This window comes from Lactivibrio alcoholicus, from assembly GCF_055390895.1.
This window is the reverse complement of sequence record NZ_AP042471.1, coordinates 950,708-969,138: the sequence shown is the minus strand read 5'-3', so window position 1 is coordinate 969,138 and position 18,431 is coordinate 950,708. Positions and strand designations below refer to the sequence as shown.

General features: G+C 65.3%; 12 protein-coding genes. 3 read left to right on the top strand and 9 right to left on the bottom strand.

The window, feature by feature from the left end; all coding sequences use genetic code 11:
* Positions 1–4: 4 nt before the first annotated feature.
* The 4 genes from ACZ5IU_RS04740 to ACZ5IU_RS04725 form a co-directional block, all read right to left on the bottom strand.
* Entirely contained in the window at positions 5–2,104 is a 2,100-nt protein-coding gene (locus ACZ5IU_RS04740; RefSeq protein WP_464421041.1) for an NHL repeat-containing protein, read from the bottom strand.
* Positions 2,105–2,123: 19 nt separating this feature from the next.
* Positions 2,124–5,420: a hypothetical protein gene (locus ACZ5IU_RS04735; RefSeq protein ID WP_464421040.1), complete on the bottom strand. Its 3,297-nt coding sequence runs from the start codon at positions 5,418–5,420 to the stop codon at positions 2,124–2,126.
* A gap of 177 nt (positions 5,421–5,597) precedes the next feature.
* Positions 5,598–9,968 carry a toxin-antitoxin system YwqK family antitoxin gene (locus ACZ5IU_RS04730; RefSeq protein ID WP_464421038.1) on the bottom strand — a complete coding sequence of 1,457 codons (4,371 nt, stop codon included), beginning with the start codon at positions 9,966–9,968 and terminating at the stop codon, positions 5,598–5,600.
* Positions 9,969–9,993: 25 nt separating this feature from the next.
* On the bottom strand, positions 9,994–10,509 hold the full coding sequence (locus tag ACZ5IU_RS04725) for a hypothetical protein (RefSeq protein WP_464421036.1): 516 nt from the start codon (positions 10,507–10,509) through the stop codon (positions 9,994–9,996).
* Between the two features lie 280 nt (positions 10,510–10,789).
* Here ACZ5IU_RS04725 and ACZ5IU_RS04720 point away from each other — a divergent pair, with 280 nt between their 5' ends.
* Complete coding sequence (locus ACZ5IU_RS04720) at positions 10,790–12,352, top strand: amidohydrolase (RefSeq protein WP_464421034.1); 1,563 nt, start codon at positions 10,790–10,792, stop codon at positions 12,350–12,352.
* Positions 12,353–12,377: 25 nt separating this feature from the next.
* Here ACZ5IU_RS04720 and hydG read toward each other — a convergent pair whose 3' ends face one another.
* The 3 genes from hydG to ACZ5IU_RS04705 all read right to left on the bottom strand — a co-directional run bounded on the left by hydG (position 12,378) and on the right by ACZ5IU_RS04705 (position 15,305).
* Positions 12,378–13,799 (bottom strand): [FeFe] hydrogenase H-cluster radical SAM maturase HydG, encoded by a 1,422-nt coding sequence (gene hydG, locus ACZ5IU_RS04715; RefSeq protein WP_464421812.1) that lies wholly within the window; start codon positions 13,797–13,799, stop codon positions 12,378–12,380.
* Positions 13,800–13,839: 40 nt separating this feature from the next.
* Positions 13,840–14,088: a TM1266 family iron-only hydrogenase system putative regulator gene (locus ACZ5IU_RS04710; RefSeq protein WP_464421032.1), complete on the bottom strand. Its 249-nt coding sequence runs from the start codon at positions 14,086–14,088 to the stop codon at positions 13,840–13,842.
* A gap of 302 nt (positions 14,089–14,390) precedes the next feature.
* The gene (locus ACZ5IU_RS04705; protein WP_464421030.1) at positions 14,391–15,305 is read right to left on the bottom strand and encodes a hypothetical protein; all 915 of its coding nucleotides are present in this window, start codon (positions 15,303–15,305) and stop codon (positions 14,391–14,393) included.
* A 152-nt stretch (positions 15,306–15,457) separates the two neighbouring features.
* On the opposite strand from ACZ5IU_RS04705, the gene ACZ5IU_RS04700 reads away from it, so the two are divergent.
* Entirely contained in the window at positions 15,458–15,940 is a 483-nt protein-coding gene (locus ACZ5IU_RS04700) for an AraC family ligand binding domain-containing protein (RefSeq protein ID WP_464421027.1), read from the top strand.
* Here the strand turns inward: ACZ5IU_RS04700 and ACZ5IU_RS04695 are convergent.
* Together ACZ5IU_RS04695 and ACZ5IU_RS04690 are read right to left on the bottom strand one after the other, a co-directional pair.
* Positions 15,921–16,289 (bottom strand): cupin domain-containing protein, encoded by a 369-nt coding sequence (locus ACZ5IU_RS04695; protein WP_464421025.1) that lies wholly within the window; start codon positions 16,287–16,289, stop codon positions 15,921–15,923. The genes ACZ5IU_RS04700 and ACZ5IU_RS04695 overlap by 20 nt on opposite strands.
* Before the next feature lie 76 nt (positions 16,290–16,365).
* The gene (locus ACZ5IU_RS04690; protein WP_464421023.1) at positions 16,366–17,256 is read right to left on the bottom strand and encodes a DMT family transporter; all 891 of its coding nucleotides are present in this window, start codon (positions 17,254–17,256) and stop codon (positions 16,366–16,368) included.
* A gap of 237 nt (positions 17,257–17,493) precedes the next feature.
* Between ACZ5IU_RS04690 and ACZ5IU_RS04685 the strand changes: the two genes are divergently transcribed.
* On the top strand, positions 17,494–18,420 hold the full coding sequence (locus ACZ5IU_RS04685) for an ABC transporter permease (protein WP_464421021.1): 927 nt from the start codon (positions 17,494–17,496) through the stop codon (positions 18,418–18,420).
* Positions 18,421–18,431 lie beyond the last annotated feature (11 nt).

Genomic DNA, 18,431 nt, shown 5'->3' with positions numbered 1-18,431 from the left:
TCCGTTACGGTTTCCTGTCGAGCGATTCGAGATACTCGCCGAGCTTGCGCACGTGTTCCACGATCATCGGGTCCGGGAACACGCCAAGGCTGTCGCGATAGGCCTTCATCGCCTCGGCGTAGCGCTTCTTTTTCTGAAGGTCCATCCCCGTCGCGACGAGCTTTCGGGCGCGGTCGCGAAGGATTTTCTCGAGACGGTCCGCATAGGCGGAGAGCTCGGGGTCCGGGTTCAGGGCGAGGCTTTCGCGGTATTTCACGAGCGCGTCGTAGAGACGTCCCTCCTTCTGTTTCAGGATCCCTTCGGAACGCAGCCGGTCGGCCCGCGCCGCAGCGTCGTCGCGCGTCGGCAGCGGAGTCGGCGTCACGGTCGGAGAGGGGACGGGTGTCGGTTCAGACGTCGGTTCAGGCGTCGGTTCAGGCGTCGGGGAGACCGATGCCGCCTTCAGAAGAGCGATGTGGCGCTCGAGCGCCGGGTCGGCGAAGAGCTCGAGGCTTTTTCCGAACGCCGCGATCGCTTCCGCAAGCTTTCCTTCGTCCTGGAGCGCCGCGCCTCGTTCGCGAAGTTCGAGCGCCCGCGTGCAGCGCTCGATTTCGGCATCGAGTTCGACGTCGGAAAGCGAGCCCGGGTCCGATTCCGGACGGCGCGTTCCCGCGTCGTCCGGAACGATCGGGCCGGACGACGCGGACTCTCCCTTCCACGCATTCTCGAGGATGAACGCGGACGCCTGCGTCGTGGAGCCCGACGACGGACGCGCGACGAGGCAGATACTGCCGGACCCGTTCGCGGCGAGCGCCTCCGGAAGTCCGAAACTCCGGATCTTCATGAAATGCCCGAGCGTTCCCGAGGCGTCGTAGGCGATCAGGACGTCCTCGTCGTCGTCGATTGCGACGATTCGTCCCCTTCCGTCCGCGGCGATGTGTTTCGGGCGGAAGGAGTCGGACGAGACCGTTTCGAAGGAACTTCCCCATCGTCCCCACGATCTGAGTTCGATGCCCTTCGCGTCGAGGATCCGGATGGATCCCGTTCCCTCCCCCGGTATGACCGCCGCCGCGAACGAACCGTCCGGGAGCGCGGCGAGGGCATGGAGTCCGGGAGTCGCGAACGATCGCACGAATTTTCCGCCGCCGTCGAAGACGAATACGGAAGGATCTCCCGCGAGGGCGAACCCTCCGTCGGCGAGCGGAACGATCTGCGACGGCGAGAAGCGTTTTTCGCCGAAGACGTCGCGCGCGATCGGGATGCGGCGTTTCGTCGCGCCGTCGGGCGAGAGTTCGTGGACGACGTAGCCCTGTCCGTACGCGTCATCGAGGACGAGAATCGCTCCGTCCGTACGGGAGCAGGTCGCCGCGACGGCGTTGAACGGCCTCTCTTCGCCGGTCTTGCGGATGTAGGCCGTCAGGCTTCCGTCCGTTGCGAAGAGCTTGACGCCCTGGACATCCGAGGTCCCGAGCGCGACGCGTCCGGCGTCGTCGATCCCCGCTCCGCGGATGTGGCGGAAGTCGTTGTTCGGCTCGAGGTACGGGATCGAACGGACCTCCCCGAACGGGGGAACGTCCCGGCTCACCGAGGCGACGAGCGATTCCGCGGCAGGAGCGTTTTCTTTCATGGACGCATCGTCGCCCATCAGCGTGAACATCGCGTGGAAACCGTCCCGGACGGCTTCCGTCGTGATGGCGATCCGTCCGCTCATCGGGCGGAACACGTTTCCGACCTTTGCTTCGGCGGACCATTCGAGTTCGGCGGCGTCGAGATCGCCGAGCCGGACCTGAGAACGCGAGCTCCGGAAGTTGTGCGCGTCTTTAGAAAACGAGCGCTCGATGTCGGAGAGCAGTCCTTCGTATCCCGACTTCGGAACGCGCTCGAAGCCGAGCATGACGGCGATGAACGGGGAGAACGAGTCTTTCGATGGCTGTCTGCCCCTGATGAAGCCGGTCGAATTCCTTTCGAGCATCGGCGTCCAGTCGGCGGGGACGAGAACGGAGAAGGGCTCCGCCCAGCGTCGCACCATGGGGGCGTTCGCTTCCGCAGGTGTCCGGAGGAGAACGGCGGACGCGGAAATGATGAGAATGGCGATCGTCACGACGGGAATGCGTCTCGGATTCACGGATGTCACTCCTTTCGCCTCAACGGGGTTTTTCCGGGCAGAACCAGATGCCTGCCGGGAACGTCACGGAGAGGTTCTCGTAGCGGACGGGCTGCCCCGATTCGACGACGGGCACGTTCCGGCTGTCCAGGAAGTCGAGCGTATAGAACACGACGAGATCGAGAGAGAATGCGTCCTGACGGGCGGGAGTACGGACGACCCTGTGCCCCGCATCGTTCGGAAGGTCGGGCGACGACGGCGGGGAAACGGGACTGCCTGCCGTCGCGTCCCACGTCAGAGATGCGCTTCCCGACGGCCCTTCGATCTCCGGGCTCGACTGGAACCCCGTAGTGACGAACCACTTCCGGACAGTGAGTCGCGCGAAGACGCGTCCGTCCGGGGACGTGCCCGCGATTGCGAGCGGTACGAGCGGAACCCGCGGAATCGACAGCGTCACGGTCGCTACGACCGGCGTTCCTCGTCTCCTGTATCCGCTTCCGACGACGGCGCGGTTCAGGGGCGACGACGGATGCAGGCCGACACCTGCCATCCGGAGCGCGTCCATCGCCTGCTTCATCGTCTCGGGGTTCGCGGCGAGATGGGAGAGTCCGAGCTTCTTCAGCTCCGCGACGAGCTGTTTCTCGAGCTCCTTCCCGGCTTCCTGGACGCCCGAGGTCAGCTCCATGAGACGGTCCCACTCCGGAGTTCCCTTCCGGATCTCGCCTTCGAGCCCCGCGACGGACGCCGCGACGCGCATCGGAACGTGCGGCAGCGGCGCGTTCGGGTCGTTGCCGAGCGGCGATGCCGTCATCCAATAGCTCCGGTTCTCGAAGAACGGGACGATCCGGGCGGTTTGGGGCGCGATGAGCGCCTCGGACGGAAAGCTCGCGAGGGCAGGCTCTCCCTTCAGGACCGTCGTCATCCGGACGATGGCGTTCCGGTTCACGAGGTTTCCGGCGCCCGCCCCGCCTTTCGATGATCCGGGAAGAATCGTGTGCGTCGTTTCGCCGGGCTTCAGACGGACGTGGTAGAGCGGCGCCGGGGCAGCCGACGACGCGACGACGTCGAGATCGAATCCCTCGACGAGCGCCGGCTTCGTCGTCGCGACGGCCGGAAGCTTCCACTCGATCCTGAGCGACGGTCCGTCGAGCGGAGACGCGGGGTCGAGGGCGACCGTCCGGATGTCGTGCGGCCCCTCGAGAAGGATCACGTTGCCGGACGCGTATTCGCGAGCCCACCCGGACCCCGTCTGTCCCGTGTCGACGATGTAGAGGCGCGTCGGTCCGTCGAAGTCGAAGGCTCGCCGGATGCCGGTTGCGTCGGGGGTCACGACGGCCGCGTCCGTGGCGTTCGCGTTCCGGATGTAGAGCCGCCGTCCGAGCGTCGCCGACGCGTCGAACCATTCGGGAGGGCAGAGCAGGGCGAGCTTCGGGCGCACGTTCCGCTTCGCCGCTGAGTCGCTTTGAAACTCGAAGAACTGGATCGACCACGGGGGGATCCGCGAGTCGTTCAGCTCGAAGAGACCTTCGGCGTCGAGGGAGACGACCTCGTGAAGCGTCTTTGGGCTGTCGATGACCATGAAGTGGTTCTGGGCGTCGACGTAGGTTCGTTCGTAGAGCGTCGCACCGGAGAGCCCGGGAAAGACCGCCTTTTCGGCGAAGTTCGCGAGCGCCGTTCCGAGTTCCCTGTCGCCGCCCCCGGCCGCATATTTCAGGACGTCGAGAAATTCCGGCGACTGGTTCGTGTCGCGGAAGTGAGCGAGGAGGTAGTTCTGAAAGTTCTCCTTCTTCGACGTCGGGAAGTTCTTCATGAAGACCTCGTCCCGGAGAAACTCGAGAAACCACGACATTCCGTAGCCGAAGCGCTGATAGGGCTTCGCGTCCCCCCAGAGCAGGGGAAGCTTCGGTCCCTTGAGCCCGATCCTGATCTTCCCGAGGTCGGCGAGGTAGTTCGTGATCTTCAGCCCCCTGGCGTCGAAGGTCGAAATCGTCTCCCGCTCGAGAAGCGTCGCCGACGCTTCCGTCAGAAAGATGTTCCTGTTCGCGTTCGAGAGGTAGCGCTTCTGGATCGCGTGGAAGTATTCGTGGAGGACCGTGAGATAGAGGGTGTCTCGTCCGGTTTTCGCGTACAGGAAGAGATACGGGTCCGACGTCCACCGGATGACGGTCTCGCCGTCGTTCGCACCCGCCTTCGACGTCACGAAAACCGTGATCGGCCCCGGGTCGGCGAAGCCGCGCCCCGCCGGGTCGGCGACGAGAGTGCGTTTCGCGGTGAGGAGAGCCTCCCGGACCTCCGCGACGGCGTCGGGAACGCCGTACTGCATGAAGGCCCGCGCCCGGTTCCGTTCGAGATTCTCCCGAAGCGTGCCGAAGAGCGGCTGAAGCTCCCCGAGGATCGGTTCGACGGGCAGATTCGACTCACGCGCCCTCGCGATCCGCTTGTCGCGAAGCTCCGCGAGATCGATGACATTCTTCCTGTAGTCGTCCCAGAGGGCCCTGAAGACGATCTCGAGCGTTTTTTCATCCTTGAGCCCCTTGCTTCCCGACCCGAGCGATTTCGCCCACGCGATCGACCACCCCTCCGGGTCGGGATAGGGAGAAGAAATGAAGGGCGCCTCGTCGTGGAAGACGGACGGAAGTTCCGTCGGGGCCCGGATGACGGCGAGAACGGCCGATCCGATCGCCGTTCCGATCAGGACCGCGCCGAGGATGCTGAAGTGCGTCGTCTCGAACCGGAGCGTGTCGCCGTCCCTCGTGTGCGGGACGGGAAACCACGTCCGTCCGTCGCGGGAGATCATCGGGACGATCATGTCGGGCGACAGCGGTCCCGGAACGACGGGAAGCTTCATCGATACGCCGACGGGCGCCCGGAAGACGTCGGCGCTCGCGGTGTCCACCCTCCACGAACCGAGCAGTTCGGACGAGCCTCCCAGGACATTCGGGGGCGGTGCGTCGGAACGGGAGATCCGTATGGGAGACGGTTTCGTCACGGAGCCGGGGGCGAAATCGAGCGTAAGGCCGTCCGCCGCGGCGACGCGCCCTCCGTTCGCGGACAGGGACGCTTCGGCGAGGACGGGGCCGGATATCGCCTCGGGCGAAACGACGGCCACGTCCGGGGACAAAACAGCCGACCGGCGCTCCCTCTCGCGGAGAAGGGCGCCGAGAGCCGTCCGCAGCGGAGAATCGGACGGAGGCTCCGGGATCCTGGCCGCGGAAGCGCGCCCGTCCGTTCCGGCGTCAGCGGACGCTGCCCGCATCGCGAACGGCCATGTCGCGAGCGGAAGTATCGCGAGCGTCAGAACAACGAATACCGAAATCGCCCGCGCGCGGAGCTTCATGCGGACCCTCTCCTTCCCGGAGAACTCTGCCTAATAGTCTGTATAATAGCGTACCTTCAGCGTCCCTGCCAGTGGGGGCCAAAAGTCCCGGGCATTCCCGGAACGAAGGCGCGCCCCTTCTCGCGGCGAACGCAGCCCCTCGGGGCGAACACAGATCCTCGCCGGGAGCGGTCCGCCCTATTCCTCGATTCCCGAATCGACGGCCCGCCCGTTTTCGAAGACGGTCCACCTGCGGACGGTGTCTTTCTCGCGGTACTCATACCCCTTCCATCGTCCCTGTTCGAGTCCGCGGAAGTAAGGTCCCCGCGACACGACGCGGCCCTGCTCGTCGTATATGACGTGGACGCCCTCCGCATACCCTTTCGCGTAGTCGCCGCGTTCGGCGACCTGGCCGTTCTCGTGGTACACGGTCCATGTCCCCGTCTTGCCCCTTATCTCCTCGCCGCGCGCGCCACCGAGGGAATTGAGGTCCTGCCAGACGCCCTCGTACTTTCCCTGCCAGCGGAGCTTCCCGTTCGCCCACCAGCGCGTCGCCTCGCCCTTCATGGCGAGGGAGCCGTCCGGGAGCGTCATCTTCTCGTACGTGATATGAACGTACGGCTGCCCGGTCGTTCCGGTAGCGTTTTTTTCGGCGGCCCATCCGTTGTCGTAGCGCATCACGAGGCGTCCCGCGCTGTCCGGGTCGAAGCGGATGTCGTCGCCGTGCGTCACGCCGTTCTCGTACGGGACCTCGTGGACGAGCTGCCCCTTCTGGTTGTAGAAGCGGAGCTTTCCGTGCAGCACGCCGAAACGGTAGGGGCGCAGCTCGAGGCGCGTAGAACCGTCGCCCGAGAAGACCTCGTAGTCGCCGTGATAGACTTCGACGCCGTCCGCCTTCCATTCCGGAGGCATTCCGGAGAACCGCTTCACGTACGTGTAGCGTTCCTTCATGCTTCCGTCGCGCCGTGTCTCGATGTGGCGGTAGAGGGGAACGTCGCGCGCGCTGTCGTCGCCGGGGAGCAGCACGCGAACGACGACTTCGGCCCGGGCGAGTTCGGGGCCGCCGCCGTCGGAGGCTAGGGCGCGCACGACGATTCGGTCCTCGGCGACGTCTCCGGGCTTCAGCCGGTCGTCTTTCGAGTCGCCGCCCGAACCGTCGCCGGAGTGCACCTTCCTGAGCCGCTGCGTCGCGATATCGAAGGCGACGGGGCGCTCGTCGTCGCCGAAGTCTCCCTCGCCTTCGAGAAGGACGCTCAGCCGCAGCGGCTCCGATCCGTCGAGCGCGTCGCCGTTCAGGACGGAAACGCCCGACACCTTTGCCGCGACGCGGAAGGAAAGGGGATCGTCCCCGCCGGCCGCCGGAGCATCGGGTTCGGCGTCGGCGGCCTCGGCGGGGCGTATCGCCAGGCTCGCCCCGCTCGCTGCGCTCGCTAAAATCCGTCCGAACACCCCCGCGTCCCGAATTCCGGAGGGCCGGTTCGCGCCGCCTGTTCGCACGGGGCGCAGCCGCTTCCCCTCGAAGCGCATTTCGAGCGGGGGCAGGCGCGTTGGCGAGGGCTCGTACTTCTCGTAGAGCTGCCGCGCGATGAGGCCGAAGTCCTGGAAGACGGCCGCACGCTCGATGTCGCGCGCCGCGAGAATCTGCGCCGTGATGCGCACATGCCAGTGCTGGATCATGCCGCCGAGGACGTCCGACGCGTAGCGGCGGATGAGCCCCTCCCGGATGACGTCGGTCCCCTCTTCTTCCATATAGGAGCGGTATCCGCGCGCGGCGACCTCCGAGAGCACGACGTCCGCCTCGCGCACCGCGTTGTTGCGGATGAAGGGTTCGAGCGCCCGCAGCGCGTCTTCGACCTCTTTTTCGCCGAGACGGAGCGGGAAGAACTGTTTGCCCGGCTCCTGCACCCACGTGGGGCCGAACTGCTCCGCCTGCCGCATCAGGATCCGCACGAACGCGTCGTGGGCCGTCACGAACGAAGCCGCGTCCGCGCGCGGCGGCGAGGCGCGCGGAACCTCGTCGGGGTCGGCGCCCGTCCAGCGGCGGATCGCGTCCGTATAGACCGCGTCCCGGTCGATGTCGATCACGACGTCGCGTTCGCCCGGCGGAGTCGTGCGAAGGACGTGATTTTCCGGCAGAACGCATGTCCCCGAGTCTCGGATACGGCCCCGGGCCGTCCCCGCCGCGCCTGCGTCCGTCCGCCCGGCCTCGCCCGTATAGAGCGCGTCGATCGTCGCGACGTTGGCCTGGTTCACGGCCCATCCGACCGTGACCACGACCGTTCCGCGCATGACGTCGAACGCGATCTTTGCGGACGCGGCCCACGGGACGACGCGCGAGAGCGTCATGAAGACCAGGTTTTTTCCGAGTTCTTTGACGGCCTTTTCGTCGCGCACCCCGACGGCCTGGATCAGCGGGCCGATGCCCCAGTGGATCCGCGACGCCAGGTTGATGCCGATGAACGTCCCGTAGTCCCGCCACGACGCGCCGCCCTGGTACATCTCGACGAGCGTCAGTGCGTCGGCCAGCGTGTCCCACTGGAACGCCTCGTCGAGCACGCGCCGCGCGACGTACCCCTTCATTCCAATGTCCTCGACGGTCGCGCGGAAGTTCTTCCACTCCTCCGCATGGCTCGGGAAGGCGGCGCGAAGGTGTTCCATGAACGCATTTCTGACCTCGGCCGCCTCGGGCGAAAGCCAGCTCCGTCCCGGGCGGGACTCCGCCTCGAGCACCGTCCGCGGGCCGTCGCGCGCGGCTTTTCGCAGCAGCGCAGCGCCCGGCATTTCGGCCGGCGCCAGCGGGCAGACGCGCTTGAGCTTCCCGCGGATGTCCGACATCGCCGCATCGCATTCGGCGTGAACCTTCGGATCGCTTGTCTGCTGCCTGCGGACCCAGACCTCCGCGTACTCTCCGGCCAGCGTCAGGATCGGACGCAGCTCCGGGTTCGCGCCGGAGATCACGCGCGCGAGCATGCGTCCTCCGGGGCCGTCGGGAAGCGTCCTGCCGCCGGAGACATCCGTCGCGCGAAGCATCGACATCGCGACGAGAAGGTTCTCCATGCTCGCGCGCCCCGTCGCGGCGCGGAACGTTTCATCCTTCGTCCGCGCGAAGCGGAAACGCTCGACGGCCGACATCCGGTCCCAGGCGTCGCCCGCGAGCGCGCGCATCGCCTTCGAGTCGAACGCGGGCGGGTTCAGCATGTCCTGCGCCATCTTCGACAGGGTCACGCCCGTCGCATTCCGGAGGAACGCGAGCGCGATCTTGTCGGCCTTGGCCGCCTGCGCGGCGTCGAGGCCGCCGGGAAGCTCCTTTTTCGTCTTCACGTGGACGGCCGTATCGAGGGCGTCGGCGATCTGCGCATAGATCCGGCCGCCCTGTTGCGTTTTCGGGTCGATGTGGGGCCAGACGCGGCGCAGCAATTCGGTGCGGTCCTCCGGTTTGAGTTCCGGCCAGGGCTTCATGCCGTAGATCGCGCACAGGTGTTCGATCGCCCGTCCGGCGTACTTGAGCGGCCCCTTCGAGAGGTCGTGATGCGCGCCTTCATAATGCTGGCTTCCCTGAACGAGGTCGCTGAAGATATGCGCGGCCCGCTCGAAGCGCTGCCAGCGTTCCGGCGCGGTTCCGGAGAACATGCTCGCGCCCTCGCGGAAGTTCCGCGGTGTCTCCGCGACGTAGACGGGGCGTCCGTCGACCCAAGTGAGCTGCTGGACGTACATCTTTCCGGGAACGCGCCGCCCCTTGACCTCGATGTCCGCGCCGCCGCCCTTATAGGCTTCCTTGTCGGCCGCCTGGTTCGCGATCGCCTTCCGGTATTTCAGCGCGAACTCCTCGACGTCGGTCGCGAAGCGCGCGTCGGGAAGGTCGTTCGTGCCGCGGAAGAACGTCACCTCGATCTGCGGGAAGTCGATGCCTCCCGTCGGCTTCACGTCGGTCGCGAGGTGCAGTTCGTCGCGCGCGACGATCTCGACGGCGTCGAAGAAGGCCTTCTCGCGGACGGGGTCTCCCGCGAAGACCGTGATGTCCTGGTCGCGCGTGTAGTCTCCCGTGCCGCCCGCGTTGACCGCCTGGAGCGTGTTCAGCGGGGAGAGGCCGGCAGAGGCGAGCTTTTCGTTCGCGAGGATCATCGCGCGGCGGTAGATGTGCTTGAGGAGTTCGTGCCGCCCCACGTCGAGACTCCGGATCAGCGGCCGGACGCGTTCGCCGCCGTTGCCGAGGTCCTGGACCGCCTGCGAACGGCCGTATCCGGGGTCGCGTGCGAGCGCGAGCGTCGCCTGCGCGGCCGGAGAGAGTGTCCCGTCCGGATCCCTGACGTAGGCCGCGTGCCAGTCGAGCTGCTCCTTCAGGAGCCCTCCGGCGCGGCTTTCGATGCGTTTCGCCGCCTCCGGATCGTCGGGGGGCTTCTTCTCCTTCGGCGGCAGCGTGACGGAGACCTTTCCGACGACCTCGTCCGGCGGGGGATCCGCCCCGAGGACCGGCTGCGCCGGAAAAACCGAAAACAGGACGCACAGCAGCGACAGCAACGCGGCGAAACGGACGCGGGCGGTTCCCGGATGTTCGCGGAGATGCGCCATGGCCCTCATTTCCCCCTTTCTTCAGTCAGTCGAAGAGCGCCAGGAATTCCGGGTCGTCCTCGCCGATCGTGAGCGTCCGGACCGGCAGGCCTTCGACGTTCACGACGACCTCGACGACGACCTCGACGCGCGCCGCCGGAGACGCTGCGTCCGTTCGGCGCTCGACTCCCGCGCGAACGCGAAGGCGTTTCGATCCGCCCGCCGCGTCCTCGGCCGAGAGAAGCCGCATTGAACCGGTCGGGCGCTGTCGCACGAGCGGCCCGTCCATCGCCTCGCGGAGCGCGGGGAGTGACAGGATGGCCTTCCGGACCGCGGACGTGAGCGGCGAGGTTTCGTTCGGCCCGGCCGTCGCGGCGCGTTCCTCGCGGAGCCGGATGAGCGCGTCGAGCCGGCCGCGGAGGAGCGATGTCGACGGGAGGTCCATGACGGACGGGAGTGCGCTTCCGGACGCCGCCGGAACGATCGCCTCCGATGTGAAAAACGGCGTTCCCGACCAGATAAACGCCGTGGCGGCAAGAACGACAACGGAGCGCGGAGTCATCGGAAGATCTCCTTTCCCGTCGGAGGGCTGTCTCTCCGACGGAGTTTAATTTTTCTGCATAATACATCATTTCGAGGCGCCTTTCCAGACGCGTATTTCCGGAAGTCGGCCGCGCGCCCTGAAACGCCCTTCAGAGCGCGCGTTTTGCGCTTGTCTTCGGCCGACATGTGTGCGAAATGATTGACGTTCGCTGATGTTGCGTGGCGCGACGGCGAGCGCCGTCAGGGGGAAGCGGGAAAGGGTATAATTCCGGTACATTTCGATTGAAGGAGTGTCGCGTGTGGACAATCTGCTCATTACCGGAGGCGCAGTCTGGAGGGGGGCCGGTTTCGTACGGGGGGCGTCCGTTCTTCTGTCGGGCGATTCGATCGCGGCCGTCGGCGCCGAGGACGAAGTCCGCCCCCGCGCGCCGGCGGGATCGCGGGAGCTTCGGCTCTCGGGAGAGTCCGTCCTGCCGGGCGTCACGGACGGGCACCTGCACCTGTCGACATGGGCGAAGCAGCGGACGCTTCTCGATCTCTCGTCCGCGAAGTCCTTGGCCGACGCGCTCGAAATGGTGCGGGAGGAAGCGCGACGGTTGCCCGCGGAGCGCTGGATCCGCGGATGGAACTACAACGACACGCGGTGGCCGGAGGGACGTTCGTTTGCGCGTCGCGACCTCGACGCGCTGGGCATCCCGAACCCGATCCTGCTGCAGCGCGTGTGCACGCACATCAACGTCGCGGACGGCAAGGCGCTCGCGCTCTCGGGGATCGACAGCCCCGACGGGATCCTGCTCGAACGCGACGCGATCCCGGCGCTCCGGGCTATGGAGCGGAACGTCTTCACCCGCCCCGCGCTGAAGGAAGCGTTGCGGTCGGCGTGTTTCGAGCTGGCGTCGTGGGGCGTGACCTGCGCGCATCCGTGCGGCGCGGACGACTACGGAATGGAGGAGGACCTGTCGCTGTACGCGGAGCTTCGGCGGGAAGGGGCCCTTCCGATCCGGATCTTCTCGTATCACGACGACCTCGCATGCCCGGCGCTGCCGACGGCCTTCGGCGACGGATGGATTCACTACCAGGGGCTCAAGATCTTCCTCGACGGCAGCCTCGGCGGCCGAACGGCGGCCCTCTCATCCCCGTACGCGGACGCGGCGGGCGAGTCGGGCGTCCTGAACTGGAGCGACGACGCCGTGACCCACAAGCTGCGCGCCGCGCGGGAGCGCGGCGCGCAGACGATGCTCCACGCGATCGGCGACGCCGCGCTCGACCAGGCGATCCGCTGCATCCGGCGCGTGGACGCGGAGTTCGGCCGCGAGTGCCGTCTTCGCGACCGGATCAATCACGTGATGGTCTGCCGCCCGGACCAGCGGCGCGCTCTCGCCGAACTCGGCCTGTTCTGCGAGATCCAGCCGTCGTTCGTCCCGAGCGACATGAACATGGCCGAAGGCCGTCTGGGAAAGGACCGAATGCCCTGGGCCTATGCGTGGCGCTCCCTTCTGAACGAGGGGTTGTGCGTCTCGGCGTCGAGCGACGCGCCCGTGGAGTCGGTCGATCCGTGGCTCTCTCTCTGGGCGCTCATGGAACGCTCCGATTGGGAGGGGAGACGCGTCAGCGCCCCCGAAGAGCGGCTGACGCTCGAAGAATGCATTTCGCTCTTCACTTCGAACCCGAACCGCGCGATCGGACAGGATCACCGGCTCGGAAGAATCGAGGCGGGCTTCGCGGCGGACCTGGTCGTCCTCGACCGCGACATTTCGACGCTGTCGGGAACGGGCCTCAGGGACGCGCAGGCCGCGTACGTCTTCGCGGGCGGAAAACTTTCGAAGGGCGTTATCGGCGGCTGGGAGCGCTTCGGGGCGTAGCCGCCGATACCCGTGTGCGTGAGGGCTAGAAGTAGAGATCCTTCTCGCCCTTTTCGAGACGTTCGAGCCGCTCTCTGGTCAGGGCGCGGACCCTGTCGCTCGGGATCTTCTCGACTTCTTTCGCGATCACCGACTCCCCGAGCCGCCGGAGGGCGTCCGACCCGTAGCCGTGAAGGTACTCCTTGAACGTCTGCAGGGCGTTCGGCTGGCAGATGTTGCGGATCTGCCCGGACTTCGCGAGGGACATGAAGCGGTCCCCCGTGCGCCCCTGCCGGTAGCAGGCCGTGCAGAAGCTCGGGATGTATCCGTCCTCGCAGAGCCACGTGAGGATCTCTTCGGGGGAACGCTCGTCGGAGACGCGGAACTGGGCGGTGTCGTCCGCGCGGGCGCGCCGTCCGATCTCGCTGTGGTATCCGCCGATGCCTGTGCACGACCCCGCGCTCACCTGCGAAATGCCGAGATCCAGAGCGAGACGTCGCGTCTCCGGGTTTTCCCTCGTCGAGAGAATCATTCCCGTGTACGGCGTGGTGACGCGGATGACGGCGATGATCCGCAGGAACTGTTCGTCGGTGATCAGGTATGGAAACTTCGCGAGGTCGACGCCTTCCGCCTCCCGGAGCCGCGGAACGGAAATCGTATGGGGGCCGACGCCGAGGACGCCGTCCATGTGCTCCGCGAGCATGAGCTGCGCAACGAGTTCGTACCTGTAGTCGTAGAGGCCGTAGAGGACGCCCGTGCCAACGTCGTCGATCCCGCCTTCCTGGGCCCTGTGCAGCGCGGTGGTGTGCCAGTCGTAGTCGCGCTTCGGTCCCGACGGATGTACCGCCGCGTAGGTGGGGCGGTGAAATGTCTCCTGGAAGAGAATGAACGTTCCGATTCCCGCCTGCTTCAGACGGCGGTATTCCCCGACGGTCGTCGCGGCGATATTGACGTTGATCCTGCGGATCGAGTCCCCCTGCGCGTTCCGGTACGCGTAGACCCGCTCCATGCACTGAACGATGTAGTCGAGCGGGATGTTGACGGGATCTTCGCCGGCCTCGAGGGCGATGCGTTTGTGTCCCATCGCGAGGATGGCGTCGCATTCGAGGTCGATCTCCTCCATCGAGAGCTTCTTGCGGCGCATCGATTCGTTTCCCCTGTGGAAGCCGCAGTAGACGCAGCCGTTGACGCAGTGGTTAGCGACGTAGAGCGGCGCGAACAGGACGATCCTCCGGCCGTAGATCGCCTCCTTGACCTCCTTCGCGAGCGCGTAGAGCTCGTGGACGAGCTCCGGATCTGTCATCGAGAGCAGCGCCGCGGCCTCCCTGTGCGTCAGTCCGTGGTATCCGCGCGCCTTGTCGAGAAGGGATCGGATGTACCCCCTGTCTCCGGATCGGCGGGATCCCTCTTCGAGCGACGCGCGGACTTCTCCGTCGTCGATGAACGACGAATCGTGGAACTGGGGCATGTCGTACACGAAAATTCCTCCTTTTCGATGGGCCGGCGGTCTATTTTTTCGTCATCGCGGCCTTGACGGTCACATGCGGGATTTTCCCGAGCTTCCCCGTGAGGGCGCTGATCCTGTCCGGTTCGCCGTCGAGAATGAGGGCGATGACGTGAAGCCCCCTGTCCCTGTACGGAAGTCCCATCCGTCCGACGATGAGCGATCCGAACTGATGCAGCGTTTCGTTGACCTCCATGGCGCTCCCGAAGTCCTCCACGATGACGGCCACGATAGCGATCCGCGTTTCCTCCATAGACGATCCCTCCTTTCGCAAAAAAAAGAGCCCCCGCCAAAGGCGAAGGGCTCCCGAACGTTCAAACGCAGTGTTCCGGCGTCTTCTCCCCTTGAACGGACATGTCCGGACAAACGGATTCTCCGGTAAGAAACCTCGTCTCCCTCCTGCCGGGAATGCCCCGACAGAACGGATATTTGAAGTTTCTTCCATAAACGTATTCTACTTTACGCTATTCTAATATCATTGTACAAAATTGCAAGGCCTATAGCGAATTTGCCTGGAAAGTCTCTCCATTCGATACCTGCGGTTTTACGTGGAATTCACTCCCGATTCGTCGCAACGGACGGGTTCGACGCGTCGCGCACGAGGAGTTCGGGGGTTCCGTTCAGAGGCATGACGAAGATATGGCTCGCGAACGTCACGTTCTTTCCCTTTTTCCTGACATCCTCGGGACGGACGCCGCAGAAGAGGACGCTCTTTCCGTCCGGAGCCCACGACGGGGCCGAGGCGGACATCCCCTTCGGCGAGATTCGGATGGTCCTTCCGTCGGCGGGCGTGTGGAGGAAGACGCCCGCGATCGGTTCGCCCCAGGCCTTCGATATCGGATTGTCCGGCTCGTCGACGTCGCCGTCGAAGATCCACGCCGATCCGTCGGCCGAGACGCAGAAGCGCGTCGCGCTCGATATTCCCGCTTTCCCGACGATCGGGTCGAGCGGTCTCGACTCCAGAAGTTTCCCATTCGTATCGAACCGATAGAGCGTCGACAGATCCTGCGCATACACGGACATGCCGTCGTGGGCCCAGAACGGCGAATGGACGCCGCCCTCGTTGTCCATCCGGAAAATCTTCAGGTTCTTTCCCGTCGTGTCGATGACTCCCGGAACCCACTGGGACTTCTCCTCGATCCAGTGGTTGAAGACGAGCCTCGTCCCGTCGGGCGACCAGCGCGGCCCGTAGCTGTTGTCGCCGGGGACCGCCGAGAGGACGCGGACTTTCTTCGTCGCGACGTCCATCACCGCGATCTTCCTTCCCTGCCGGTAGTCCGTGAACGCGACGCTCCGGCCGTCGGGCGATATTTCAGCGTCGTACCCCTTCCCGAGTAGAACGGGATTCGCCCCGCCCATGTCGGAGAGCCGGATGTTCCCCTCGCGCTCGAAAATCACTCGCGACGCCCCCCACGCCACGCCGGACGTCCCCATCGCCAGCAACAACAGCGCACACAACAGCTTCCGCATCGTTGTCGATCCTCCCTTTCGCGTATTTCCGCAACCTGTCGCTATAATTGTACCGCCTTCGGCCGCCCGGAAGAATGTCCGGAACGGCCGCAGCGCGAGGGGAAATGAGAAACGGCGAATGACGTCGCGGCGAAAGGATCGGCGGCTTGCGGATGGAGCTTCGTTCCGGAAATGCGGATGAGGAGAACATTCTCTTTTTGGAGGACGGGCGGGGCGGCGGAATCTGCTTCGTTTCGGGGACGAGGGTCCGACACGCCTTTCCCGCGCACCTTCACCGAAGTGCGTGCTTCGGCGTGATCGCCGGAGGAGAGGCGATTCTCGAAATATCCGGTGGGAGGCGCCTTCTTCGCGCGGTCGACCGGTACGTCATCCCCGCCATGATGGCGCACGTGCTTCGTCCGATTGGGGACGGCTGGTTCTCGCATCGGGTCTTCGGGACGGACCCGGAACGTTGCCGGGAGACCGTCCGAAGGCTTCAGGATGCGATCGGAACGGAGCTTCCCGGGGAATGGCCGGACGGATTCGCCGACCAGAGCCACCTGTGTCGCATCTTCCGCCGATATATGGGCGTCGCCCCCTCGACGTTCCTCAGGAACCTGTCGGAGACTTCGGACCTCAGAGCAGCGCGGGACTGAAGATCGCGAGGATCGTGAGACCTCCGTCCGCCGTGACGCGGTGCGGGCAGTCCACAGGGATCACCGCGACGACGTCTTCCGCGTACGCGATCCTGCGGTCTCCGACGAGGCAGCGCCCCTCTCCCGCGACGACCTGATGGATTTCCGTCTTTCCGTTGTGGATATGGTCGCCGATGCAGCAGCCTCCGTCGACCCTCACGAGGTGGACGCTCGATGTCCCGTTCGTGTCCGCGCCCGTGACGAGGTGTTTCATGGACACTCCGGCGAATGCCGTATGCGGAGTCCACGCAATTGATGAACCGTTGACGTTCCCCGTTTCGAACGGAGTCGTTTCACACGCCGTCTTCATCGCCGCATTCCTCCCGTCGAATGATTGTGTGACGCAGCGAGGATACGACAACGGGCAGCGGCAGTCTTGAATGATTTTATCCGCGTCCGAGGAACATCACCCACGCACCCGCGACCATGATCGACGCGCCGAGAAGCCGGTCGCGGATCGGCTCGCCGTAAAAGAACTTTGCAAGGATCACGGAAATGAGGACGCCGAACATCGACAGCGGCTCCGCAAGGCTGATCTCGAGTCCCCGGAGCGCGAAGAGAAGGCAGATATAGGCGTAGATATTCGTCGCCCCGGCGGCGAACGAGGCGAGCGGGCGCTCCCTCAGGAGGGAGAATCCGGATCGGAGTCGCTTCCTGAACGCGAGCAGCGAGAGCGCGAACACCGAGGACCAGAGACACTGGGCGATCGCGTATCCTACCGTCGGAGGGTTGTGCGCGAGCATCCCCACCATCCGGGTGTCGACGATCCGTCCGACGGCGATGAAGAACGACGCCACGATCATGTACATGCACGGCTTCGATCGCCACAGCGCCAGGAGCGACGCGCCGACTCCGGATCCCCTGTTCAGGAACGTACTTCCCCAGACCATCAGCGCCATTCCGGCGATCTTGAGGAGCGAGAAGCTCTCCCCGAGAAAGACGACCGACATCGCGAGCAGGAAGAAGACGTTGAAGTTGTAGACGGGGCCGACGAGCGACACTTCGCCTTCAGAGAGCGCCCGGATGTAGAGGAGGATCCCGGCGAAGGACACCGCCGCGCTTCCTGCCGCGACGACGGCGAAGGAATACCCCCGCGCGTATGGTTCCGAGAGATACTCCCGGACCGCGAACGGCGCAAGGAAGATCACGGCGAGAATGTCGAGGACGAAGAGCGTCGCGATGGGGTCGCGCCCTTCCCCGAGTTTCTTGAACGCGATCTTCTCGAACCCGAGAAGCAGGATCCTGACGGACATGAACAGAACTGCTGCAAACGGCATCGCGATTCCTCCACAAGAGAGATTCCCGCGTCCGGATGTTCGGCGCGCATGCATATCGTACATCAATACCGGCATCCCCGGCGGCGTCCGGATACGCCGCGCCCGAACGGGACGGCGCCTCGCCTCCGATAGAAGCATTCTGTGATAGAATCGAAACGGATCCAGATATGTATCCGGAATTGCGGGCGCCGGAAGACCGGGAGGATTCCCGCTGTCCGGGAAGAAGGGAGGAGCGCCGTGTTTTCATACGTTGTTCGCAAAGTGCTCTACTCGATTCCTGTGGTGTGGGGGGTGATCACCGTCGTGTTCATCCTCATCAACGTGGTTCCGGGCGACCCCGCCATGATCATGATGGGGCAGCGCGGTGACGAGGAGACCCTGACGAAGATCAGGGCGGATATGGGGCTCGATCTTCCGCTGCACGTGCAGTACGTCCGCTTTCTCGGCCAGGTCTGCCGCGGCGATCTCGGAACGTCCTACCGGACGAACGAGAAGGTCGCCGACGCGATTCTCGGCCATCTGAACGCGACGGTGCGGCTCGCCCTCGGCGCCCTCGTCCTCGGGACCGTTCTCGGCGTCACGATGGGGGTCATCTCCGCAGTCAAACAATACTCGTTCTTCGACTACTCTGCGATGTTCATCGCGATAGCCGGCGTGAGCGCTCCGGTCTTCTGGGTGGGGCTCCTGCTTCTCATGGTCTTCGCCTACGGACTCGGCTGGGTTCCGGGCGCCGGGTTCGGCGACGGTTCGCTGAAATACCTCATCCTTCCGATGATCACGCTCGGAGTCCGTCCCGGAGCCCTCACGGCGCGACTCACGCGTTCCTGCATGCTCGAGGTCCTCAATCAGGATTATATCCGAACCGCGTTCGCGAAGGGGCTGCCCGGGAAGATCGTCATCGTCAAGCACGCGCTCAAGAACGCGATGATCCCCGTCATCACGATCGTCGGGACGCAGATTTCGGAGCTTCTCTCGGGCGCGGTGCTCACCGAGACGATCTTCGCGTGGCCGGGAATCGGCCGCCTCTCCGTCGATTCGCTGATCGCCCGCGATCTTCCGATGATCCGCGGAACCGTCATCTTCATGGCGGTCATCTTCCTCGTGGCGAATCTTCTCGTCGACATCTCCTACGGGTTCTTCGACCCGAGGATCCGCTACGACTAGGAGGCGCCGCG